Source organism: Phaeobacter sp. HS011 (assembly GCF_018101215.1).
Lineage (GTDB): Bacteria > Pseudomonadota > Alphaproteobacteria > Rhodobacterales > Rhodobacteraceae > Phaeobacter > Phaeobacter inhibens.
On sequence record NZ_JAGEUF010000011.1, the window covers coordinates 1 to 24,154 of the forward strand.

Below are 24,154 nucleotides of genomic sequence, written 5' to 3' on the forward strand. Positions count from 1 at the left end.
AGGCCATGTCGCGCAATCCCGACAAGTTACCGATGGTCAATCGCGCCTCCGGTCGCGCGGCGCTCATCTCGGCGCGCCCCATGCAGATGTATGACGAGGATATCGTCACGCTCATGCGCAAGGCGGTGCGGCCCAATGGCTCCAGCTACCTCGAAGAGACGCGCTTCGAGTCCTCGGCTTGGGAAGAGATCGACAGGCCCGAGTTTGCACGGCTTTGGGATGCCGAGGCAGCGTCCTTGCCAAAAACCACCACAACCAAGCTCTACCTGCTGACCGGGCTGCTGTTGCCGATCTGGAAGGACATCCCGACCACGAATGAACGCATCTACCGCGTCACGCCGGACGGGGCGACCGCCATGATCGGGCGCACGCTGAGCGAGGAAGGGGCGGCCGCGCTGCGCGCCAGCTTCCTCGTCTCCAACCCGCAAACGCCACAGGAGATGCTGACCGCCGCCCTCGGCACCACCGCGCCTGTCGATCTGGGCCGGGGTCTCACCCTGACCCGTCGCCGGGTCGCAGGCGAGATGCGCCTTGAGCTGGGCGGTGCGGACAAGGGCATGATCGAAGGCCTCAAGGCGCTCGGCTGCTTCACGGAGATCATCGCCTTTCAGTTGCGGGTGTTTCTGCCGCATGGGGACGGGATCGACACGGGCCGCATTCTGACTCGGATCTTGGGGCATGCACCAGATGCCGCTTCAGTGGCAGCAGAATAGGCAATGGGGGGAAAGATCATGACACTCGGAGAGATCAAAACCGCCATCGATGCAGGCCAGACCGTGCACTGGGCCAATACCGGCTACGTTGTTCACAAGGACAGCCTCGGCCAATACCTGATCACGTTTGAGCCGAACGGCAGCACCATCGGGCTGACCGACCGGAGCGGGCAGCGGTTGAACGGGGAGGAAGCAGAGTTCTTCATCGCGGGATCGGAGGAGGTCGACGAGAATACCCAGGACAGCCATCCGAGGCCAGACGAACAGGGGAGGGGCGTCGTACCCGGCGGGAAGGTGGCACAGTCTTTCAGGCGTCAGCGCTGAACTGAAGGTTGGGAAGAAAGGAAAGCGAGCTTTCTGGTTTGTGATCCCTCAAGGGGTCGAGAAAGCAATCCCGGTTGCGTTGGCAAAAACGTCAGGCACCGGCCAATCCAAAAGGAACCATCCCATGTTCGCAGGAACCCTCACCCGCAATGTCGAGACCGCAGCCGCCGAGTACACCGGCATGATCCATTCGACGCGCTTTGACATCGCCATCCAGATCGAGGCACGGGCCAAGATGTCCGCTCGCAGCCCGGATTACGACGTGACGGCAGTCAACAAATCAGGCCGCAAGGTGCGTATCGGCACGGCCTGGAACGAGACCGGCAATACCAGCGGCAACCCCTACATCTCGATGCAGATCGATGTCGGCCTCGGCCCGTTCCGGGTCAACGCGGTGCAGACGAAAGAGGCGCGCGCGGCCCAGAGCGGCGAATTCGAGATCATCCCGCTGGTCTCGAACGGCCTGATGAAATCCGGCTCGATCTCGGGCGAGCTCACCGCCATGGACGCTGACAACGCCTTCACGGGCTACATCGCCAACATGATGTTCGATCTGGAGTTTATGCTGATCGAGAACAGCTACAAATCCGAGGAGACCCACCCCGATTACCGCATCGAGGTCAGCTCGCCCCGGGGTAAACCGATCCGCGTCGGCTCGGCGTGGATGGCCAAAAGCAGCCGCACGGGCAATGACTACCTGTCGCTGCTGATCAACACGCCTGATGGCGACTTGCGCGTCAACGCCGTGCAGAACGAAGAACAGCGCGGCGGAAAGACCTTCTCGATCATCCCGTTCATCGACAGCGGTGAGCAGCCGCAGGACGCGGGCGCGGGGCTCTCCTTGGTCGCCTAATCGGCGCGCGGGGGGGAGACGATCTGAACCGAAAGGGGAGCCGTGGGATCACGGTTCCCCTTTTTCCATGTCCGTTTGCGTGAAGGACGTCCCCCGCTTGCGATCAGGTGCAAATGTGATACAATAATATATTATCGATACATCGAGGGCGGGCACGTGGCGGCTAGATCAGGGACGGTTCCATGGTTTGACAACTTTGATGTTGAGGCAGAGGTTGCAGATCTCCTCGCCCATATCGAGCGCTGCACCGGATTCGCGCTACCCGCCCGAAAGCGTGAAGTCATCATGACCCATGCAAGGGCAAATCTCGACAGGACAAGGCAGGCACATCTGGAGGACAAGGCGGCGAGAAAGCCGGTGTCCACATCGCGGCGTGCGTATCTGACCGACCTGCAGGACACGATTTTCATGGCGATCCCGGAAGAGAACCTCGCGCGGATGCCGCTGAGCGAGCAGGTTCTCAACGACCCGTCATTTTACGCTGGCGCCATGCACAGCGCCGCTGCGATCAGCGAGGATGAGCTTTTCATGGCGCTGTCCTCTTCGCTGAAAGACATGAAAGTCCAAGACGCCCGCGCGTTCGTCTCGAAGCTTTGGCACGGCACGATTGACGACAACGCCCGCAAATACGCCGAAGCCCTGAAGCGCCCCGAGCGTGAAATCATGCCGCTGCGGCCTGGGAACACCCTGTAAAATCGAGGCCGCTCCCCTGGCTCAGGCTGTGATCGGATTTGCCGCCTTGGCCACCGGTCCCTTAGGCGTATCGCCGGTAGCGCGCGAAAGCGGTCCATATTTTTTGAAGAGCTGTTCCATAGTCATCAAACTTCAGGTGAAAGAGTGAACAGCGGGATGCTAATGCGGCATCTCCACGACGGAAACTCCTGGAATGTTCTTGCGTGCAAGCTCCAACAGGTGCGCATGGTGCGTGAAAATGATTGCCTGACCGCTCCGTCCGATCTCGGCACAGAGATTCAATGCGGCAGATGCACGGGTATCGTCGAAGGTTTCCATAATATCGTCGAGAACCATGGGCAGGGGGCCCGGATCACGCGCGAAGCTGCGGTAACCGGCCAGGCGCAGGGCAAAATATAATTGGCCCATGGTTCCAGTGGACATGTTTTCGACCTTCACGGGGCCGCCGCCGGGTTTGATGCCGACCAGCTTTTCGCCCTCGGATTCACTCCAGACAACGACTTTTTCCCATTCCTTAGATGTCATGGTGACAAAAGCTTCTTCCACGTCTTTCAGCATTGCGCTGCTTCGTTCGGCAGCCAGGCGCTTTAAGGCACCCCGCGCAGCCAATATCCCGAGCCTTGCGACAGCCGCATGCCTTGCACCGTTTCGTAACTCTTCGAGGATCGTGGCCTGTTCGGTGATCAGATCGCTGTTGTCAGCGGCATGAAAAGCTTCCTCGTAAAGGCGTTCTTTTTCATTCATTTCCTTCAAAGCGGCATCCCGTGCCGTTTGCGCATCGTCAAGTTTTTGCTGCAGTTCCGCTTCTCGCGTTACATCGGGCAATCGCGTCAGCTCTTCGTCAAAGAGCGTACGATCCACGCCGTCGCGCGCCTTATTGCGGCTCGTGTCCGCATTGGCCCGGTCTTCGCGCAACTCGTCGCGTTCAGCTAGAATCCCCACGCGCTCCGTCGGCGAAAGATCCTCACCACCTTGTCCTTCAAACAAGTTTTCCAGCTGGGTTTGCGCTTCGTCCCGGGCAACTATCGCACGCTTTCGGCCTTTGACCTCCTTGTCGAGAAGGTCTTCTTCTCGTTTTCTCACACGATCCGCCTCAGCGGTTTTGGTTACACGCGCACGAGCGCGGTTGATGATGGGAAGTGGATCGTCTTTCGGATTGTAAGGCTCCTCCAGGATCTCCGCCAATCGTGCGGCACTCCTTGCCAGGGTGGCAACGGCGCGTTCCAGGGCTTCAACACGTCCCGCCAGGCTTCTGTGATTACTGTGAACCTGTTGCAGCGTGCGCAGGTGCGGCAGCGCTGCTTTCACGCCCGTGGCCGAGCGATCAGGAAGAGGTCGCGCCGAGGTCAGCGTTTCCAGTCGGTTCAAGGCTGCCTTATGATCTGTCTCGGCTTGGGATACAGCTTTCTGGTAGTCGGCAATGCTACGTTCCCCGCGACGCCAGTTCTCCCATGTCTTACGGACACTTTCCTGAAGTGTGAGAGCCTTGCCAACCCGCTCAGGGAGGTCACTATCTTCACCTTCAAGGGCGACTAGGCGGGCTGCTGCCAGCAGTTCGTCAAAGGCTGCCTTGCGGCGCTTGGCGCGGTCCTCAAAGGCATTCTCCGCAATAGTGACCTCAGTTGCGATCTCAGCCGCCGCCGTCAGGCTGGTAAGTCTAGCAGCAAACGCAGCCGGCCCCGTATCGACGGGAAAGCCCAGGGCAGTCGCGAGTGAGCCGCCCCGCTTGGTCAAAGCTTCGTGTTTTCCGGTGAGTGCTTCGAGTTTGTCTTTTGCCGTGTCACGTGCGGCTTTTGCGGTGCTTTCCTGTGCGCGCGAGTTTGCAAGCTGTTTGCGCGCCTCCGTGCCCATCAGATAGCTCGTTCGGGCGCCATCATCTGCATGCATGGCCTCCTCAAAACGCTCCGCGGTTTTGTCGGAGAGACTGCCACGATGGGATTGCCAGGCTGTGTCACGCTGACGACGGGTTTCTTCCGTCGCTGCAGCGTCAATCGAATCCGGCGCGCTTTCGTCGGCTTCGCGTTTTGCGCGCGCGGCCTTGTAGTCCGCTTCGCGACCTTCCAAATCTTCTGTGGCGGAAACGATGTTGGCATTCAGGGTGTTCCATTCCCTGAGGATTTCATCGAGACTTTCACGTGCAGGCAGGCCGTTCTCGATAAGTGTCTGCCAAGAAGCAGGTAGACCCGAAACTGCTTTGGCTAGCCGGGCGAGTTCCGATGCGAGGTTATGTTCAAGACCTGACACGTCCGAAACTTTCTGCCATGCGTCAAACGCGATCTGCAGGTGAGACAAGTCCTTTGGTTCGGTTGGAGTATCCCCCAGCTGATCGCGTGCGGTCTTCAACACGTTTGAAGCCGCTCGCAGCTCGCCCTCGCTGGTTTGACAGGCCTGTACCGCATCCGCGAGTGTCTCCAGTTCTTCGGTCGTCAGGACCAAGGCCTCTACAGGCTCGTCACTTACCGCCAACGCTGTCAGAATCTGTTTTATCTGGCGGCCCGCGTCATCGCGCTCACCTGCGCGCTTTTCCAGATCCGATCTGGCCGTGTCCGCTCGGGAGGTGAGGGACGCCCCATCGATTCTGATTTGATCCAGCTCTGTGAGTTCCGCTTCGAGATGTCCGGCAGCCGGGTCAGCCTCATTTTCTGAAATGACCGCTTCATGGCGCGCAATTCTGTCATCGGCGCCTGCGATACTTTCTGCTTTCTCCGATAGGGTTGTCACGAGTGTGGCGACTTGCCCATCCGTGCCCTTCTTCAAATTCGGACCTTCCGGAAAATCGGCAGAAAATTCGTCGATTTTCCGAATTTCCTCCGATTTGTCATACCAGGTCTGCGCCGCCGCTCCTGCTGCCTGCCGTTTTCGGGCACGCGTGAGGTCGGTGTCCGCCTGTTCGAAAGCCTTTTGCGCGGTCTCTCTGTCTTTCCGAAGAGTGCGTTCCCGATCCGGCGTGAGACGTTCCGTTCGAAGTGCCTGATGGATCTCTTTCAAGTGGTCTTTGCCGGTTTTGAGCGCCGTACCTCGGCCGCTCTTCTTGTGAAACTTTTCGGCGCGGGCTGTCATGTCTTCCAGTGTCGTCGCCATACTGGTCAGGCCTGATACACCCGCATGCAGAAGCTGGCCCAGGTCGCCTTTTGCCTCGGCAATCCGTTCACCGCCTTTGCGGAGTCCTTCGTCGTTGAGTGAGAACCTTTCGACATAACCCTCCATGGAAAGGCCATGGAGCGCACTTGAAAGAATGGCTTCGTCGACCGGGCGGTCCTGATGATCAAGCAGGGACTGGGTGCGTTTGCCATTTCGGCGCAAAACTGTCACCCCGCGTCCGGGGATACCCAGCTCCGCTCCGACCAAAAGGTCATTGCGTTCAAACCTGAAAGCGTACGGGTGGGTTCCTGCTTTCATACCAAAGAGAAGTTCCAGAAACCCGTTAAAGGCCGTGGATTTTCCCGATTCATTCGGTCCATAGATTACGGTGACATCAGGTTTGCCCTCGGCTGGTGCCGGGAGCACGATCTCGGCGCCGTCAAAACGGCCATAGCGAATGAGATCAAGCCGGTTCAGTCTCATTCCGCGGCTCCTGAGTGCAGAGACAGCGTAACTTCAGTAACGGCCTCCTCCAAAAGGTCATCCAAGGCGTCTTCAGATAATTCGTCGGCAATTTCACGGGGCATTGCGTTTCTGAGTTCTTCGAGGATCTCTTTGGTGGCCAGCTGGAAGCCCGGTTCGGTGAGCTCGGCCCGCATCAGGCGCACTAGGTCATCCGCCTTTGCGTCGATCAGTTGTTTGGGGGCAACCACTTTGATTTTGTCGATAAACACGCGCTCGATGTCATCGAACAATTCGTTCGCAAGGGCCGTCAGTGTCTCAGCAGTATGGTGGCCTGTGGCCACCTGCAGACGCACCGCTATGCGGTGTTCTGGATGCTGCACCCCTTGGAGTGCACACCGAAGCGCGCTCAAAACTTCCTGAACATCTGAAGATTTACTGAGATCCAAAGCGCATTCGGTGAATCTCAGATGTCCAACCCGATGCCGTTCGATATTCGGAGTGTCATCATCAAGCTCGACAATCGCGACCGTACCGCCGGTAAGTTCTCCGAAGTGGCGTGGTTGCGGAATGCCCGGCATGACAGCGAGAACTGGGCCTGATGTGCGCTCAAAGGGGGCATGGATGTGGCCGAGGCACCAAAGGTCATAGCCATGTGCCAGCAGATCCTGCTCGGAGCAGGGAGCATAGGGATCGTGACCTGGCGAGCCATCCAGCGACGTATGCATCAGTCCGACGTTTTTCCGGCCAGCCACCGGCGCCGGGTAGTCGGGCAGGAAGCTTTTTGAGACATGCGCCGTGTCGAAAGACAGTCCGTGGAACCACACGCCACCGATTTCCACGCTGGGCTCGTTCTTGTGCAGCAAATGAATATTCGGACCCAGGTTACCGTGGGCTCGGTGATCGAGAAGGGCATCGTGGTTGCCACGGATCAGTACTGTGGGAACACCCGCGTCAGCGGCGCGTGCCAATTGCGAGATCAGAAATGCCCGGGACTTCAGGTCTGGTTGGTCATTATCAAAGATGTCGCCAGCGAGAACCAGTGCATCGACACTTTCCGAGATTGCCAGATCAACAATGCGAATGAACGTGTCCCGACTTGCCTGTTTCAGATGGTCACCCAGATCCGGATTGCGCATCGCGGTCGAGCGAATCGGCGACCCGAGATGAATGTCGGCTGAAACGAGGACACGCATAGATTTTAAATCTTCCTGAAAACGATCGATGTGAAAAAATGAATCTGCATAAGGATCTGTCCGGTACCTATAAAATTGAAACCTGGCTGTCCTGGAACAAACCGCGCTCAACCAGTTCTTTTTTGGCCGCTTCCGCGGCTTTCGAAAACATCAAAATCCTAAGGTTCACTTCCGCCCGTGAAAAACAGACATAAGCCAGCTTTTGAGTAAGTTCTTGCTGCCGGTCGGTCGGATTGCCCGCGACACCAGGGGTCAGAACTTTCGAAAAGCTGTAGGTATTCCAGGCTGCCTCGATATCGTCGATCATGACCAGCACGTTTTCATACTCTTCGCCTTTCGAGCCGTGCTGCGTACTGAAAGGAGAATTCTCATCCAGAAATTCGATGTACTTTTCGAGTTCGTCAGCCTTCAGCTTGAAGAATTCATCAGCCAGCCAATCTCCTTTTTCCCTTTGGTGATCCTCATTGCCGGAGTCATAAGCTTGGCGGGGAGCGCGAGCCAACTGACCTGCAAGGCGGTCCGAAATTGGATAAAGCGCGTTCGCGCTACAGTATTCCAGAATTTCTTTGACCGTATTGCCTTCCCATTTTTCTGCCAAAGCAGCGGCGTGTTTTGAGGCTTCCTCGAGCATCTGTTTGAGGGTTTTGCTCTTGTTCGCTCCAGTGTCGTCAAAAGCAGGGCTTATTCTTCGGAGTGTTTCAATCAGCTTCTTAGGATAGTTGTTGCGGGATGCATCGACCAAAGAAAAAATGCCGTCCACAAAGGGCTTGAGAAGATAGTGCGTGCCGTCTTCATAGTCGGATTGGGATCTGGACGACGAATAGTCACCTGTAAAGAGCTTGTGCAGTGTAACGAATCCGAGCCTCCGGGCGATCATCTGGCGTGCCAGAAAAAGGTTCTTTACAGGAGTAATATCGGTCCATCCCCATTGTTCAACGGCTTCCTCGAACTTCGCCGTTACCTCATCGAGTTGTTCAGAGGTATAGGTTTTCCGTGGACCGGCAGGGTCGGGAGCCTGCGCGATCGTAATCAAGACGCTGCCCTTAACGTCGGAGTTCTTCCCACCCGGAACCTGCTTCAGATCGGTTCTGAAGTTGTTGAGAAGGTCGATCACCGAGGTTGAGCTTCGAAAATTCTCTTCCTTCGGAATCTTTTCGGAGCCTTTTGGACCGGCAAAACCTCCGGCACGCTTATCGTAAATCTGCTGCATCGGATCGCCGAAATATCCGACGATTGGTAAACCTTCGTCCGCGCACACAGCATTGAGCGCCTCGACGACCTGCGGGAAGGTGTCTTGAGCTTCATCGACAAAGATGTAGGGGTATTTGAACCCGAGGCCTTTGCGCAAGAGTGGTTTGTTCGTGATTAGATAGGCCGCGACGTCAATAACATCATCATGGTTCAGGACACATTTGGAATAGTCGCTGATAACGGTTTCTTCGTAGCATATCGGCGGTTTATGCGCGTTTAGCGCAGCAAGTTGGGCAGTCAGGCGCTCAAGGTCTTTCCTCGCTTTTTGAGCGGCCTGAGACGTCCCCCCGTTGTCTTTCTCGCGGGCCTTTTCCATATGTTGCGGGACGATCGCATCACGAAGGGTCTCCCGAATAGCATCCTGGAAGCGCGCGATTTCCGCCCAAAGGAACCCGTGCAGAGTGGAAACGTAAAAGAGGTCATCGAAACCTAGACGCGACGAAATCACTCCAACGGCACGGTTTGTGTATGTGATACACACCACGCGCTGACCGTTTTTCCGAAGCTCGTTTCCACGGGACCTCTGGATTCCTTTCAGAGCTTCAACGAGCGATGTGGTTTTGCCTGAACCAGCGCCTGCGATAACCGAAAATGAAACGTCCTTGGCGATGCACTCAGCAATTTTCTTATCGGCCTCAGTTGGCTTGAGTTCTGCCGTCATTCGCCGGCTCCCAGGTTTTGGGAGAGACGTGTCTCCAGCCATTTTAGGCCTTCGTCGATGTAGTGGGGAACATTCCAGTCCCGGTTCTCTCCCGCATTCGCTTCTTCGTCCCCGCCTGCCGGTATTTCGAAGGCAAGGACATCCATAGCAAATTCTGTTTTTTTGAAAGTATCGCTTTTAATGCGTCGCCAGACGGCCTCTTGCAATTCGGCTCGACCATCCGGCAAGTCAATGCCGATACTGAGTCCATCGGCATGGAAGTGGTCGAGGTTTTCGAAGACAAAGGCTTCTTCAAGGGTTCGCCCGTGGAAGGTTTGAGCATTGTCCTGACGGTTAACTTCTACTGGCTTTTGATAGGCGACAAAACGCATCCCTTCAGCTTGCAGACAATCGTCAAAGGTGTTGCCGGAGAGTTCGGCGACTCTCGTCTCTCCAAAGAAATACCCCAGAGTCGCATTCGACGAAACGGCTCCCGGATGGGTAGCGACGCAACTCGCCCGGTTTCTCGCGGGATCAACGGAGTCGATATCGGTGATGACCAAATAGGGAATTTCGAGGAATTCCAACAATCCGGCGAAGCGCATCCCATAAGCGCCACCTACCTCCAGAATGGTCAGATACTTTTTGTTCAGATTCTGCGCCGATATGTCAATCATGCGCGGCAAAAGCAGTTTTTCCGCAGACCCCTCAACGAGTATGGCAGCATCGGAGAAGAACAAGTCGCAATGCGTAAGTCTCAGATATTTTTTGAGAAAGGAAAGTGATTCCTCTGGTTCAATCATATCGCCGCCCAATTCAAGTGGCTCAGGTTGAAATTGGCGAAGGCTGTGCACGGTCGTTCCCTGATAGGTCACTCCATCCTGTTCACCGTTGATATGGCACCGACGGAAGTAGCGGATTTTTGAGAAATCCACGGTATCCAGGATGTGCGACGAGTGGGTCGTGATTGTGAGCTGGGGCTTGCTTTCGCCTTCTGGTGCGTCAGCGGTGAGCACGTCCCACATCTGGCGAATGAATGTTTGTTGGACCTGAGCGTGCAAATGCACTTCCGGTTCTTCGATAAAGATCATCTGGCACAGCGGACGGTTGTCTTCGGTCGCGAGCCATTGCCGATAAAAATGATCGACCTGAATGGCCATGAACACCAGGTTCTTGAAACCCAGTCCGTTATAGGCCTCGGGTAGCTCATGGCTGGTGCTGGCATCGACGTAGAAGAGTTCGGTGTTACCGCGTAACGCAACCTCCGAACTGAGTGTCGAAACGACCTTCATCGCGCGGTCGTTGTCGGAGGGAAGGCCAAGACCTCCGATCATTGTCATCAGGGGTCTGAAGCGTTCGTCGTAGTGCCTAGTCAGATTTTCATTATTCTGTTCAATGATCGCTACAGCTTCTTCGGCCAGTTCCGCCTGCTCCAGGTTTCTCCGGTAATACGTCGCAAAGGCGTCTGACAGTCTGTTGCTCCTCGCGGCATTCTCGTCGTCAATATTTCGCTGGGCATCAACGAAATCGACGCGCAGCAGAGAATGGACAATCTTCTTGCCTTCTTGCGCGGAGAGTGCCGTTGCCACGAATTCCTCTTCCAGCTTTTCCAGCGAGGACACCTTGATGCCAAAATACTTTTTCAAGTTGCCTTCCATTCCAAGGAAGAAGCTCAAAGGGCGCTTGCGGGTACCGTCTTCCTTTGTCGGGAAAGCTGCATCGTAATGCTTCCAGAGTTCTGCTGCGTCATCCGCAGCGAACGAGCAGCGCATCCCGATTTCCGAGAAATCAGCGGAAAGGCTCGTTGCCAGGGCAAAGACCCGACCGAACGCAATTGAGTCCGGATCGATGTGAAACCAGAGATCAAGTTCTATTTGAGGTAGGCTGGATTCGTTCCTTGGAGCGTATGCGTCGATAGAGGCAATTGCGAGAATGGAGAAGTCATGAATCTTGAATTCCCGGTTCCCGAGAAAGCTTCGAATGGCAGCCGTCGCAGAAGTCTTGCCGCTGTTGTTCGGGCCAACAAAAACAGTTTCCTTGCTTTCGAAATCAACGGACACATCATTCAGGCGCCGAAAATTTCGAATGGATATACTACCTAGACGCATCCAGTCCCCCTGTAAGCTGCGAAGATGATAGCAATCATTGGTTGTGTTCGGGAAGGTAAATTCGTCGCCGGTTGACACAAAACTGATGCTCGCAACGGCGCGAATGTCACCAAGCTGACAAAAGCAAGACAACTGCGTCACCCATCCAAACCCACCTTATGAGGCAGGGCTTGTCTACCGTGAAAGGGGCAGTCCAATGCGTCGCTCCCTAGGTGTAGAATTTCGGGAGGACCGAACCATGGCAACGAGGGATGTCCCCTTATTTGCATTCATTGCCATGAAGCCGCCAGTCCGTTCCCGGCCCATCACGTGGAGTGCTTCGAAAAGTAATCCGTGTATTCTGCAGCGTAGTCGCCTGCACATCAACCTTGGCTTATGCCTTGCGGCCTCCCCAGCTCGGCTTCGCGTGTCGCAGGGGAGAACGGCCCTTCGGTCCGTCGCGCATTCGGCCATGCGGCCTCACCGCGGCGTCGCACCCGGCGTCCCGGTTTGCCCGCCTCGCGAGCACGTCTCTCCCTGGCCGCTCCGCCGGATTGCGCTCTGGTCTGTTTTGCGGGGCAAAACGATCCCGCCGCTGCATCCGTCTCCCGCGTCCGGTCGGGCCGTTTGCCTGCTCGTGTCGGGCAAACCTACCGTCAAAACACACACACATGAGCGTGGAAGCATATCCTCCGGATGGCCCCCAAATCAGCCCGCGTCAAGGATCGCAAAACTTTTCGGCGAGGACGGGGCCTGTGGCTTGGGGCGGTCCCGTGCGTGAGGGCGCGCATGTGTCAGTTGCTGCACGCGGAAAACTTTTGCGCCCGGCAAGCCGGCGGCTGCGCCGTCCCTGACCCGGGCAGATTCGGAAACCAGACATTCGGCCATGCCCCCACACTCACGTGGTGGCCTTGCAACCGAACACTGGAGACCAGACATGGCTTACGACACTGCGAACACCTACGAGACCATCGAGCTTTTCGGACTGACCGAGAAGGACGCCCACCTGCCGATCCCGGAAGATCACATCCTGAGCGACCACATCATCCGCGAGAGCTTCGAGGCTTTGCTCGGTCAGCTGCGCGGGACCGGGCTTGAAGCAGAGATCGAACCGCTGGCCCATGGGCTCGCCACGATCCTGCAGCGCCGCAAGGTGGCGCTTGGCAAGGAGGTCGACCGCACCGCCGACAAGATCGGCGCGCTGGCAAAATCCCACGACGGATCGGAGATCGCCGAGACCGCGCTCGACGAGGCGCAGGCGCGCTTTCTGCAGCTGCGCGAGATTGTCAGCGCTATCGAGGTGATGAGCGAGGCGGCGGCGGAATGCTACGAGATCGAGACGGGCCACGCCTTCATCCCGGCAGCCGGGTCGCGCGCAAGCGTCCGGGCGCAGGAGACCGGGGCGGTCTTCGAGGCACGGCAGCTCCTGGAGCAGCACGACCGTGAAACCGCCGAGAAGTCGAAAGTCGCGGGGGTGCCCCTGATCGTCTCAGGCGCCACCGACTGGACCGATGTCGATGTGATCTTCAACACGCTCGACAAGGTTCGCGAACGGATCAAGCAGAACCGCAACCAGGAGATCTTCCTCTGCCACAAGGGCGGCAAGCACGGGGCAGAGATGATTGCGGCCCGGTGGGCCCGAGCACGCGGGATAGCACAGGCGCGCTTCGATCCGCGCTGGTCCGCGCATGGGCGGGCGGCACCGTTCAAGTGCAACGACGAAATGCTGGACGACAAGTTCGCGGCGACGGGGGTTGTACTCTTCGGCGGCAACGGAGTCGCGCTGAACCTCGGGCAGAAGGCGGAAGCGAAAGGTCTGACGGTCATGCGGGTTGCGGACCCGGCGAAGAAGGCGTCGCAGAATTGAAGAGAGGGGGTCGCGCTTGGCGCGGCCCTTTCGTCATGTCTCATGGTGCGTGCGGTCGGTCACGCGTGATCGGCAGCTCGTGGCGTCCAGTACCGTTATCCCTCTACCCGGTCCGTCAGAGTGCGGCCCATCCGCATCGGTACGGGCTGGGGATGGTGCGCACCTCACGCACATCGTTCGCAGCACAAGACGCAAGGGGTCGAGCCGTCGCACTTTAGGCTGAAGCCCTGCACGTCCCTCGGGGCGTGTTTCGGAACATCGAACCCACGCGGGCGGGCTCCGTGAGCACCCCGGCCAGGAGCGGCGGGACGAGGACGCAGATGACGGCGTCGGCGTGATGTAAGGGGTCATCCGGATCACTCCTTTTTGCTCATCGATGTGGATCGCACGGGGTCGGCCCGTCCGTGCCCTCAGCTCACGCTTCGGCAAGCACAAATACGGCTTCCACGGCAAAGCCGCGGACCCTCCGCATTTGCGCTTGCGACCGAGCCTCTTGCCCCCGTGCCGGGTGATCCCCATCGCAACAAGGAGTAACCCAAATGACCAACCACTACGTCGCAACCGTCCCCGTCAAGTTCACCGATACCGATGGCCAGGAGCGCACCCGCTTTCAGCGCGTGGGCGCTATGTTCCGCAACACCCGCAACGGGGACGGCTCGGAGTTCTTCAGCCTCAAGCTCGACTTCCCGGTCGCGGTCTCGGAGCTGGTGATGTTCCCGCCGAGCGCGAAAGATCCCCAGGACTGAATCCTCTGACGAGGATGGGCCGCCCCAGGACGATCTTGGGGCGGCCCGATCCCTGTTCCAGGGATGCCGGTTCCGGCGCGGGTGATCGCCGGCAGCGACCTCGCCTTGGTGCCGGTCCCTGCGCGTTCAACGGACGCACTCCCCCCGGAATGATCAGGCCGCGACAGACCGGCCAGTCAGCCTCAAGGGGGCCATCCGCAAAAACCTATCGGCCAGGGCCTCCCGGTTTTTGCGGCAGAGATTTGGCAAGCCAAATCTGGCCCTCCTTGACCCTGCCTGTCCGCCCTGTCGGTGGGGTTTGCGCCCGCCCGCGGTTCCGTCCGAACACTTGGCGTTCGGCCAGACCCTCGGGCGGGGCTGGCGGACGGGACCCCTAGGACAGGTGGGTCGCCCGGTGGTGAGGGCGGCAGAGCCGCGTCCCTGCGGGCCGCGGCGTGAAGCGGACACCAAGGCTGCCTGAGCCTGAATGCGACGTAAGTATATAATTGACAGCTTGGTATATTATCGTAAGGTAGGGGCAGCCTTGGTGGAAGGTGGCAGGAAATAGGGGGTCTTTCTTCGCATGTCGCGCTCAAAACGTCTCACAGATGCGGACCGCATGGAGATCGTTCGCGAAGCTGCGGAAGGCGTTTCCACTTCAGTGCTGGCAGAACGGTTTGGCGTGTCGGTGCGGGCGATCCAGTACACGCTCAAAGCCGATGCCGAGCGCCAGACGGATGCCGCAATTCCGGTCTCAGCGGTCAGTGTGAAGGTCACGGCTGCGGAGCTTGCGGCGCTCGACGAGGTGCTGGCCGAGGCCGGAATCGAAAGCCGGGCCGAAGGGCTGCGGCGGCTCATTCAGGCGGCAGGCGGGGTGTTCGTTCCGGACGCGCAGATGGCAGCCGAGATGGCGCGTTACCGCGCTTCACTGCACGAGGTCGGCAATGGGGTCGCGCAGATTGCCAAGCAGATGACGCAGGCCAACCGGCGGGGGCAGGGGGCCGTGGGGGGCACGAGTGCCGAGTTCACCGAATTGCGCCTCGCGCAGATGCGCGGGCTGGCGCGGTTCATTCTGGATTCCGCGGACGAGATCGATCTGCTTCTGCGCCGCCGTCGAGACGCGATGCAGCTGCAGGCCACGGCCGCGCTGAGGGAGTTTGCCCATGCGGCTGAATGATGCTGTCGACGCCGTCACGGGCGAGGTCTTCCGAGACGGCTGGAGCCGGATCCGGGGCTCGATGCAGGGGCTGCATGTCGCCAAGCAGACCCAGCTTGTGCGCGCGGCAGCAGGGCACCGGCCGGCGGTCTTCAAGGCGATCCGGGGCGGGGGCACGCATACCAAATCGCAGCTCGCAAACCAGCTCGATTACCTCACCACCAAGTCCACCCATATCGTCGACAGTAGCGGGTTTCTGGATGGCAAGGCGAAGCTCGAGGCGGGTGACATCAAGGACCTCACAGAGCGCTTTGCCAAGCGGTGGGATGCGGGCTTCAAGCCGAAGCTCGGGCAGACAACACATATGCTCATGTCCTTCCCGATCGGCACGCGTGGAGAGGATGTGCGCGACATCGCGACCGATGTGGCCGAGCGGTTCTTCCAGACCGACGCGGGGCATTTCGATTACATCATCGCGGTGCATGAGGACCGAGATCACCCCCATGCGCATCTGGTGCTGAACCGCCGCTCGCAGGAAGGTGAGTTCTTCTTTCTGGGGCGCAACCATCGCTTCAACTATGACGACTTCCGCCTCGCCATGGTCGAGGAGGCCGAGAAGTACGGTGTGCGGCTGGAAGCCACGCGGCGGGTGGATCGCGGGGTTGTGCATTACCCAGCCCGGACCAGCGAGGTTTATGCGGCGAAAGAAGAGGGTCGCGCGCCCCGCGAGCGCGAGCGTGTGGGGACAGACCTGACCCGGACGCTGGCGGAGATCGCCAACACCAGAACCGTCTACCATTCGCTGGCCACAGAGGCCTCCCGGGAGGCCCGCGAAGACATCGCCGCGGCGCTCTTCCGCGCGGGCGAGGTGTTGGCCCATGGCGGGCAGGTGGACCGAACAGGAGATGTGTATATGGCCGAGGATCAAAGCTTCGAGGATCTCAGAAGCCTCTATGCGGAAAAGCTCGCGCGGGTGCAGGGCATGATCGCCGAGAAGTCTGACGCGGAACGTCCCGTGCTGGAAAAACGCCTCATCGAGATCCAGGCGCAGGTCCAGCACATGCAGCCCTTGGGGCTGCGCTCGGGCTCGCTATCAGAGGCCCCCTCGGAGGGGGGGATCTATTCTGAAGCCAATATCGACGCCAGCCAGCGCGAGCGACTGGCCGAGCCCGACTTGAGATCGCGCATTGACGTAGCACTACGGGGCACGGGGATCAGCACATCGGAAGTGGTGGCCCGGATCGAGACGGGCGCCTCAAATGCAGCGCTTGAGCATCAATGGATCGCCAATGATCTCTCCAAGGTGGCCGAGGCGCGCGATCTGAACCTCGAACGCCGCGCCGATCTGGAACAGGCCCGCGACATTCTCAACGATGTGCACGTCGAACTTGGCACGATGCTGGAACAGGAGAAGGTGCTGCGCCGGGATGGTGTCATGGAAGCGGAACCGATCAGCGAGCGGTTCCATTATCACCGGGACGCGGTCCGGGCGATGGAAGGGACAATCCGTCAGGAGATGCGCGCAGAGGGCCTGACAGCGCAGCAGGTGGAGGACCGGGACTGGGAAGTGGTCTCGCGGGCGGAGCGTCGGATCGAGACGGAGCAGCGCGCGTATCTCGAGGCACACCCGGACTTGCTCGCACGTCCCGGCGATGTGATCGACCGGTCTGAGCCTTACAGGGAGACCATCACCGATGCGGCCCGCGCCAGCGAGATCACCCGCGAGGTCGACCGCATCATGGAGGGACGCGACCTCCGCGTGCCGGTTGCAGATGCTGTCACGGATGACTTGCGCGCGCGCTATCCGGACATGCCGTCCCACCTCGCCCGCGGGCTTGGCGCGACCTATGCGGCCGTCGTCGAGAGCCGGGACACGGAGGTCATCAATCAGGTCCGCCGCGAAAACGAGTTGCGCGACAGGCTCGGGTCTGGCACGCGCGACGACATCCTCGCAACCCGCGATGAAACTGCGCCGCGGTCTGACAATGCCGACCGCCTCGCAGACGAGATTGCGCGTGTTCTGGACCATGAGCGGGCGGGGGAGTTGTCCGCGCCCTTCGAGAGCGAGGCGGAGCGGGACGCCTTCCGCGACGAGATCGCGCGGGTGCTTGATAACCGTCAACTTGAGCGGCTCACATCTGGCGATGCCGATGCGCTGGAAAAGGTTCTCGAGGACCGTCTCGACCGGCTCTATGTCGCCAAGGTCTACCTGCAATCGGATGCAGCGACGGCCAACACGGAGGCCTTGCGCCAGGTGGTCGATGATCTTGCCGACACCGAATATGAAAAGCACCGCCCGACAGACGTGGATGGCGAGACCGAGCGGGGCCAAGTCCATTGAGCGCCTCCATGGGAAAAGCGCGGATCGCCACAGGCGTCCTGCTGGTGACGCTGGTGACCGGGGCCATGGGCTATACCATCGCCTCGGCGGTGCTGACCTACCAGGATCTCGGCTTCGGGGCCGAGATCGACTTTGCATATATCGCGCAGAACTATCTGGCGATCCTGGACCGCCGCCCGGAGGATGCGCAACTTATTCACCTGATCATCGGCAGCTTCGCTGCCGCCGGCCTGATGCTGAGCCTCGCCCTCTCGGGGTCCGCCCTGACACGCTTTGGCCAGACCCATTGGCAGACCGCGCGCGAGATGAAGGCCAATGGGTTCTTCGGGGCGCCCGGCACCGGGTTCATCCTCGGCAAGCTGGGGCCGCCGGGCTCCCGCGCCAATTACATCTGCTCGAAGGTTTTCCCGCATGCGCTGATCGTGGCCCCCACCGGTCGCGGCAAGACTACGGGCTTCGTCATTCCGAACCTGCTGACCTGGCAAGGCTCCGCCGTGACGCTCGATGTGAAGGGCGAGTGTTTCGAGGCAACGGCCCGGCACCGCGCAGGCCAAGGCGACAAGGTCTATCGCTTTGCCCCCACCGATTGGGAGGGCAAGCGCACCCATCGCTACAACCCGCTCCTGCGCATCCATCAACTGAAAGATCCCGCGCGCCAGCAGATGGAACTGCAGCTCCTGGCGACGCTGTTCCTGCAGAGCGACAATGACCGGGTGCAGGGCCTCCTCAAGGGCGGGATCGATCTCTTCGTGGCGGCAGGGCTCTTGGCCTTCCAGCGCAAGCGCCCCACCTTGGGCGAAATCTATCGGATCGCCGCCTCGGGCGGGAACAAGCAGAAGGAATACTTCGCGCGCGGCCACGAGGTCGACAACAGGGCCGCCAAGCTGATCTTCACCCGGCTGGCCTCGACCAATAATGACACGCTGACCTCTTACGTCTCGCTCCTGATGACCTCGGGGCTCGATCAATGGCAGAACCCGGCCATCGATGAGGCGACGGCAGTCTCGGACTTTGATTTCCGCACGATCCGCAAGAAGCCTTTTTCGGTCTATCTCGTGGTCCAGCCGCTGATGGTGAAACCCCTCGCGCCGCTGATCCGGCTCTTCTTCTCCGATCTCCTCTCGGCGATGCAGGAAAAGGACCCCGGGCCGGATGAGCAGTGGCCAGTGATGATCATGCTCGACGAGTTCAATCGCTTGGGCAAGATGCCCATCGTGGTCGAGAGCATCGAGACCCTGCGCACCTATCGCGGGCATTTGGCTGTGGTCACGCAAACCATCCCCGCCCTCGATGAAATCTACGGCGAGAACACCCGCCGCGCCCTGCAGGGCAACGCGGGCGTGAAGCTCTACCTGACGCCTTCTGATGAGAAGACCGTCGAAGAGCTGAGCAAGGCGGTTGGCAAGACCACGAAGACCGTCATCACGCGCTCCCAGTCCATCGGCAAGAACCCCTTTGAAGGACGCAGCCAGTCCACCCGGACCGAAGAAAGCTCTCTCCTGCCCGAGGATGAGGCGCGCCGCCTGCCGCTCGACGAGATCGTCATGGTGATCGATGCCCAGATGCCGGTCCGCGCGAAGCGGATCCAATATTTTGACGATCGGCTGTTCAAGGCGATCCACGCGGCGCAGACGGGGGAGTTGCCGTTTCCGAAGCCGGGGGGAGGGGGGCCGCAGGGCACGCTGCCGCTGAGTGTGCGCGCCATGCCGATGACGCCGCCTTCGGACGGAGCAGGCGGACCCGACGCCGACGTTGAGGCCGCACGCCACGCTGCTGATGGCCAATCGTCAGGGCAAACCGATGTCACCCCAAAGAAGACTGCGCCTGTCGTTCAAGCCGTAATCGCCGAGGAACAGCGACAGATGGAAATGGATTTTGGGGGCCAGGTTGCGGATGCCGAGACAGTGGGCGTGGATGATGAGGCGCAGATGCGCTCTGCTGTCGATGGATTGGATGAAATGGAAGAGATGCTGCGAGAGGAGGAGGGTGGCAAAAAGCCAATTCACCGGTAGGGCGGTGGGCATGGTCTGACGGTCATAGAGGGCGGACAACGGCCATTCGCTGCAATTCGCGTGTATGACAGCTATTCCACCGAGCTTTCTGATTACTCTGACTTGGTCTGTCCCGCACTAAGGACGTCGAGCAGGGGGCAATCTGGTGTGTCCGAGCCGGTGCAGCGTGCGATTGTCTGAGCGAGCACGGTCTCGATCACTTGGAGATCGCGGATCTTGTCGCGCACTACCTCGAGATGGTGGCGCCCCATCCGCTCGACCTCGGCACAAGTGTGGCTGCCGCGATCGACGAGAGATAGCAGCCCGCGGATCTCTTCCATAGTAAAGCCAAGGTCCCGCGCGCGCATCACGAAGTTCAGCCGCTCCACATGTGCCGTGCTGTAGCGGCGATGGCCCGATGCGGTGCGTGGCGGATCAGGCACCAGGCCGACATTTTCGTAATAACGGATCGTCTCGAGGTTGCAGCCGGTCAGCCTGGCCAGATCGGAGCGTTTGAGCTCGCTCGCGGGGGCGTGATCAGCCGACATGAAATTTCTCCTTGATCCTGTAGCTGCTACAGACCCTATCTTGTCAGTCATCGAACGACAACAGGGTGACACGATGACGATCGAGACGAACGATACCGAACGTTGGGAGGGCGACAGCCCCGACAGGACCGGATGGACCGCCACTGGCGCCGGGGTGCTCGGGGCGCTGGCGATGACCTCCTGCTGCATCCTGCCGCTGGTCCTGGTTAGCCTTGGCGTCACCGGGGTCTTCATCGGCCAACTTACAGCGCTCTACTCCTACAAGTGGATAACCCTCTCCTTCGCCTTGGCGGCGCTCGGCTATGGATTCTGGAAGGCTTACCGACCTGTGTCTGCCGAGGACTGTGGCACCGGGGTCTGCGCGCGCCCGGTGGATCGCGGCCTGATGCGCGGACTGCTTTGGGGTGCGCTGGCCGTGGTGCTGCTGGCCTTGGTCTTTCCCTATGTCGCGCCGCGCATCCTAACCTTCTGATATCGGAGCCCATCATGAGACAAGTGTTACTCGCTGCCATCCTCTGGATCTCGCCGACCGCGATCTTTGCAGCCGAAGCCGAGACCCGCCTGCACGTCACTGGTCTGACCTGCCCCTCGTGCAGCTATATCGTCGCCACTGCGCTCAAGCGCGTGGAGACTGTGGAGATCGCGGAATTCCTCGAGGGCGAGGCCGAGGATGGCGTTTACGTCCTGCACTATGACGATCTCGCCACCGACCCGGACCAGCTGATCGCCGCCGTCACCGGAGTGGGCTATGGAGCAACAGTGGCCCAGGAAGACGTCTCGTGAGCGAGCGCGAGACAAACCCCAAGGACGACCGCATGCTGAAATACGGGCTGATCGGCACCGTCCTGGTGGCGCTGTGCTGCTTCACCCCGGTCCTTGTGGTCCTGCTGGGCGCGGTCGGGCTCTCGGCCATGCTGGGCTGGCTCGACTTCGTGCTCCTGCCGGCGCTGGCAGTGTTCATCGGCATCACCATTTTTGCGCTCTGGCGGCGCCAACGCACGAATTGAAGAGAGAATGATATGAAAGATTGCTGCACTCCCAAGGGCGGTTACGATCTCGCTGTGATCGGCGCTGGTTCGGCCGGATTTTCGGCCGCCATTACCGCCGCCGAAGCCGGGGCTCGAGTCGCGCTGATCGGCGATGGGACGATTGGCGGGACCTGCGTGAACGTGGGCTGCGTGCCCTCCAAGGCCCTGATCCGCGCCGTGGAGGGCCTTCACCACGCCCGCGCCGCCAATCGGTTTGACGGCATCAGTGCCGAAGCCAGCGTGACTGATTGGACTGCGACGGTTGCGCAAAAGCAGGCGCTCGTTGAGGAGTTGCGCGCGGCAAAATACGCCGACGTGCTGCCTCGGCACGAGAACGTGGACTACATCGAAGGTCGCGCCCGGTTCGACGGCAAAGGCAGTCTTACCGTAGACGACGCGGCGTTCCCGGCAGCGAAGATCGTTATCGCCACCGGATCGCGTCCCCACGCGCCCGCGATCCCCGGCATTCAGGATATCGGCGCCCTCGACAGCACGTCGGCGCTGGAACTCACCGTTCTACCCGCCTCAATGCTGGTCCTCGGTGCGGGCTATATCGGCGTGGAGTTTGCGCAGCTCTTCGCCCGTGCCGGTGTCGCGGTGACGCTGGTCAGCCGCCGCGGTGTGCTGCCCGAGGCCGAACCCGAGATTTCCGAAGCACTGGAGGGCTACCTCGCTTCCGAGGGTATTCGCTTGGCGCGGGTCGCCGGCTACGAGAGCGTGGTGCGCGACGGCGACGGCCTACGTTTGACCGGTAACGGGGGTGAGAACTTCATCGCCGAGCGACTGGTGCTTGCCACCGGGCGGGTGCCGAACAGTGATGGCTTGAACCTCGGCGCGGCCGGGATCGTGACCGGCGCGCGCGGCGGCATCGTGGTGGACGCGCAGATGCGCACCACCAACTCGAACGTCTGGGCCGCTGGCGATGTCACAGGGCGCAACCAGTTCGTCTATATGGCGGCCTACGGCGCCAAGCTCGCCGCCCGGAACGCGGTGGCGGGAGAGGCACGCAGCTACGACAACAGCACGATGCCCTGGGTCGTGTTCTCCGATCCGCAGGTGGCGGGCGTGGGACTGAGCGAGGCACAGGCCCGCGCCGCTGGACACGAGGTCCTCACCTCGGTCCTGCCGCTCGACGCAGTCCCCCGCGCGCTTGCCGCCCGCGACACGCGCGGTCTGATCAAGCTGGTGGCCGAGGCAGGCAGCAAACGCCTGCTGGGGGCGCAGATCCTCGCCCCCGAGGGCGCAGACAGCATCCAGACCGCAGCGATGGCGCTGAAAGCCGGGCTCACCTACGAGGAGTTGGGCGATACCATCATGCCCTATCTCACGACAGTGGAAGGGCTGAAGCTTGCGGCCCAGACCTTCGAGAAGGACGTGGCCGCTCTCAGTTGCTGCGCTGGGTGAAGGCATGAGCGGAAAATCGAAGCGCGACCTCCTCGGTTCGACTCTCGGCGCCGCTCTTGCCTGGTGGTTGCCGATAGGTGCCATGGTGCTGGCGATTCCACTGCCCGATGGACCCAAGATGGGGATCTGGTTGCTGGCATTGGTGTGGATGGGAAGTGCCTGCCTGTTCAATGCCCGGCGCTGTGGCCGGGTCCATTGCCGCTACACCGGGCCCTTCCTGCTGGCGATGACGCTTCCTGTGCTGGGCCATGGCACGGGGCTGGTGCCGCTCGGAGAGGACGGCTGGCGTTGGCTCGGCATTGCGACGGGTGGAGGCACTATGGCGATCTGGGGGCTGAGTGAACGATTGATGGGTCGCTATCGTTGAACGCGTAAGCGGCCCCAGACTGACAAGCATGAACGAGGAGCACATATGACCGAGACACTCGACCTGATCGTCATCGGCGCCGGCATGGCCGGGATCAACGCCGCGAAAAAATGCAGCCAGGCGGGTTGGTCCGTCGCCATCGTCGACGAGCTGCCTTATGGCGGCACCTGCGCACTCCGGGGCTGCGACCCGAAGAAGATGCTGCGCGCCGGCGCCGAGGCGGTGGAGGCCGTGCGGCTGCTCGAAGGCAAGGGCGTCGCAGGAGAGACCAGGATCGATTGGCCCACGCTGATGAAGCACAAGGAGAGCTTCACCGACCCGGTGCCCGAGAGCATGGAAAGTGCGCTGACAGAGGCCGGGGTGAAAACGCTACATGGCCGCGCGCGCTTCACCGCCGAGGACCGGATCGAGATCGACGGCTACGGCGAGATCGCCTTTCGCCGCGCACTGATTGCTACGGGCGCAAAGCCGAGGCCGCTGAAATTTCCCGGTGCCGAGCGACTGATCGACAGCACCGATTTCCTGAACCTCGCCGAACTGCCGCGCCGGATCGCCTTTGTCGGTGGCGGCTACATCTCCTTCGAATTCGCCCATATCGCCGCGCTGGCGGGAGCTGAGGTGACAATCCTCGACCGCGGCGCACGCCAGTTGAAGATGTTTGACCCCGAACTCGTAAAGATGTTGCTCGAACGGAGCCGCGAAGCCGGGATTAAGATCGCGGCCGAGGCCGAAATGGAACGGATCGAGGACGCGAATGGGGCGCGCCGGGTGCTCTACCGCAGGGCCGGTCAGAGCCATTCCATCGAAGCCGATCTCGTCGTTCACGGTGCAGGTAGGGTGCCTGCCATCGACCATCTTGACCTTGCGGCTGCCGATATCGAAACCGAGCACGGTGGCGTGAAGGTCATGCCTTGGCTGCAATCTCCGTCGAACCCACGCATCTATGCGGCCGGAGACGCTGCCGCCTCGCCAGGAAAGCCGCTGACCCCGGTAGCTGTGTTCGAAGGTAAGATCGCCGCCTCCAACATGCTGAAGGGCAAGCGGACTGAACCCGACTACACTGGAGTGCCGAGCGTGGTGTTCACCATACCCGAGCTGGCGCGGGTCGGGTTGCTCGAGGAAGAGGCGCGAGAGGTGGGTGATGTGGAGGTGAGCTTCACCGACACCTCGGGCTGGTTCTCGCAGAAGCGCATCGGTGAAACACATGCCGGTGCGAAGATTATCACCGGCAAGGATGGCAAGATCCTCGGAGCCCACATGTTCGGCCCGGAGTATGCCGAGCTGATCAACGTCTTCTCGCTGGCGATCAAGCTGGGGCTGACGGCGGCGCAGGTGAAAGCGATGCCTGCCGCTTACCCGACAGGGGCTTCTGACTTGGGGTCAATGTTCTGATGGTGCAACGGCTTTCCGTTGCGCACTCCTTCATG

The 24,154-nt window shown here is 60.3% G+C and carries 19 protein-coding genes and 1 pseudogene; 15 read left to right on the forward strand and 5 right to left on the reverse strand.

The annotated features are described in order from the left end of the window. The 4 genes and pseudogenes from J4721_RS17595 to J4721_RS17610 all read left to right on the forward strand — a co-directional run. Nucleotides 1–713: pseudogene (locus J4721_RS17595) on the forward strand (SAM-dependent methyltransferase); the annotation flags it as partial. Between the two features lie 18 nt (nucleotides 714–731). Continuing rightward, nucleotides 732–1,037 (forward strand): hypothetical protein, encoded by a 306-nt coding sequence (locus tag J4721_RS17600; protein WP_024099309.1) that lies wholly within the window; start codon nucleotides 732–734, stop codon nucleotides 1,035–1,037. 124 nt (nucleotides 1,038–1,161) lie between these two features. Beyond that, nucleotides 1,162–1,890, forward strand: a complete 729-nt coding sequence (locus J4721_RS17605) for a DUF736 family protein (RefSeq protein ID WP_024099310.1) — start codon at nucleotides 1,162–1,164, stop codon at nucleotides 1,888–1,890. Nucleotides 1,891–2,046: 156 nt separating this feature from the next. Continuing rightward, nucleotides 2,047–2,583 (forward strand): hypothetical protein, encoded by a 537-nt coding sequence (locus tag J4721_RS17610; RefSeq protein WP_024099311.1) that lies wholly within the window; start codon nucleotides 2,047–2,049, stop codon nucleotides 2,581–2,583. A gap of 159 nt (nucleotides 2,584–2,742) precedes the next feature. Here J4721_RS17610 and J4721_RS17615 read toward each other — a convergent pair whose 3' ends face one another. From J4721_RS17615 to J4721_RS17630, 4 genes are all read right to left on the reverse strand, one after another. After that, nucleotides 2,743–6,147: an AAA family ATPase gene (locus tag J4721_RS17615; RefSeq protein WP_024099312.1), complete on the reverse strand. Its 3,405-nt coding sequence runs from the start codon at nucleotides 6,145–6,147 to the stop codon at nucleotides 2,743–2,745. Beyond that, nucleotides 6,144–7,322: a DNA repair exonuclease gene (locus J4721_RS17620; RefSeq protein WP_096873515.1), complete on the reverse strand. Its 1,179-nt coding sequence runs from the start codon at nucleotides 7,320–7,322 to the stop codon at nucleotides 6,144–6,146. Before J4721_RS17620 ends, J4721_RS17615 begins: the two co-directional genes overlap by 4 nt. 67 nt (nucleotides 7,323–7,389) lie before the next feature. Continuing rightward, complete coding sequence (locus tag J4721_RS17625; RefSeq protein WP_024099314.1) at nucleotides 7,390–9,234, reverse strand: UvrD-helicase domain-containing protein; 1,845 nt, start codon at nucleotides 9,232–9,234, stop codon at nucleotides 7,390–7,392. Next, the gene (locus J4721_RS17630; protein WP_024099315.1) at nucleotides 9,231–11,462 is read right to left on the reverse strand and encodes an ATP-dependent endonuclease; all 2,232 of its coding nucleotides are present in this window, start codon (nucleotides 11,460–11,462) and stop codon (nucleotides 9,231–9,233) included. The genes J4721_RS17625 and J4721_RS17630 overlap by 4 nt, the downstream gene beginning before the upstream one ends. 775 nt (nucleotides 11,463–12,237) lie before the next feature. On the opposite strand from J4721_RS17630, the gene J4721_RS17635 reads away from it, so the two are divergent. The 5 genes from J4721_RS17635 (at nucleotide 12,238) to J4721_RS17655 (ending at nucleotide 19,401) form a co-directional block, all read left to right on the forward strand. Continuing rightward, entirely contained in the window at nucleotides 12,238–13,167 is a 930-nt protein-coding gene (locus tag J4721_RS17635; protein WP_096708176.1) for a DUF2493 domain-containing protein, read from the forward strand. Between the two features lie 539 nt (nucleotides 13,168–13,706). Beyond that, on the forward strand, nucleotides 13,707–13,913 hold the full coding sequence (locus J4721_RS17640; RefSeq protein WP_007120662.1) for a hypothetical protein: 207 nt from the start codon (nucleotides 13,707–13,709) through the stop codon (nucleotides 13,911–13,913). 562 nt (nucleotides 13,914–14,475) lie between these two features. Beyond that, nucleotides 14,476–15,069 carry a helix-turn-helix domain-containing protein gene (locus tag J4721_RS17645; RefSeq protein ID WP_096708177.1) on the forward strand — a complete coding sequence of 198 codons (594 nt, stop codon included), beginning with the start codon at nucleotides 14,476–14,478 and terminating at the stop codon, nucleotides 15,067–15,069. Beyond that, nucleotides 15,056–17,389 (forward strand): relaxase/mobilization nuclease domain-containing protein, encoded by a 2,334-nt coding sequence (locus J4721_RS17650; protein WP_096873516.1) that lies wholly within the window; start codon nucleotides 15,056–15,058, stop codon nucleotides 17,387–17,389. The genes J4721_RS17645 and J4721_RS17650 overlap by 14 nt, the downstream gene beginning before the upstream one ends. An 8-nt stretch (nucleotides 17,390–17,397) precedes the next feature. Beyond that, a complete protein-coding gene (locus tag J4721_RS17655; protein WP_096873517.1) occupies nucleotides 17,398–19,401 on the forward strand; it encodes a type IV secretory system conjugative DNA transfer family protein in 2,004 nt (667 codons plus the stop codon). 92 nt (nucleotides 19,402–19,493) lie between these two features. Here J4721_RS17655 and J4721_RS17660 read toward each other — a convergent pair whose 3' ends face one another. Next, nucleotides 19,494–19,928, reverse strand: a complete 435-nt coding sequence (locus J4721_RS17660) for a helix-turn-helix domain-containing protein (RefSeq protein ID WP_024099322.1) — start codon at nucleotides 19,926–19,928, stop codon at nucleotides 19,494–19,496. A gap of 73 nt (nucleotides 19,929–20,001) precedes the next feature. Between J4721_RS17660 and J4721_RS17665 the strand changes: the two genes are divergently transcribed. Genes J4721_RS17665 through J4721_RS17690 form a run of 6 tightly spaced genes read left to right on the forward strand, consistent with a single transcriptional unit; the run spans nucleotide 20,002 to nucleotide 24,119 of the window. Continuing rightward, complete coding sequence (locus tag J4721_RS17665; RefSeq protein WP_024099323.1) at nucleotides 20,002–20,400, forward strand: mercuric transporter MerT family protein; 399 nt, start codon at nucleotides 20,002–20,004, stop codon at nucleotides 20,398–20,400. Nucleotides 20,401–20,414: 14 nt separating this feature from the next. Then, nucleotides 20,415–20,711, forward strand: a complete 297-nt coding sequence (locus J4721_RS17670) for a heavy-metal-associated domain-containing protein (protein WP_024099324.1) — start codon at nucleotides 20,415–20,417, stop codon at nucleotides 20,709–20,711. Between the two features lie 32 nt (nucleotides 20,712–20,743). Beyond that, nucleotides 20,744–20,935 (forward strand): mercury resistance system transport protein MerF, encoded by a 192-nt coding sequence (gene merF, locus J4721_RS17675; protein ID WP_081731463.1) that lies wholly within the window; start codon nucleotides 20,744–20,746, stop codon nucleotides 20,933–20,935. Nucleotides 20,936–20,947: 12 nt separating this feature from the next. Further along, entirely contained in the window at nucleotides 20,948–22,360 is a 1,413-nt protein-coding gene (merA, locus tag J4721_RS17680; protein WP_024099326.1) for a mercury(II) reductase, read from the forward strand. Between the two features lie 4 nt (nucleotides 22,361–22,364). Beyond that, on the forward strand, nucleotides 22,365–22,727 hold the full coding sequence (locus J4721_RS17685; RefSeq protein WP_027238612.1) for a hypothetical protein: 363 nt from the start codon (nucleotides 22,365–22,367) through the stop codon (nucleotides 22,725–22,727). Between the two features lie 45 nt (nucleotides 22,728–22,772). Next, the gene (locus tag J4721_RS17690; RefSeq protein ID WP_024099328.1) at nucleotides 22,773–24,119 is read left to right on the forward strand and encodes an NAD(P)/FAD-dependent oxidoreductase; all 1,347 of its coding nucleotides are present in this window, start codon (nucleotides 22,773–22,775) and stop codon (nucleotides 24,117–24,119) included. Nucleotides 24,120–24,154: the final 35 nt, after the last annotated feature.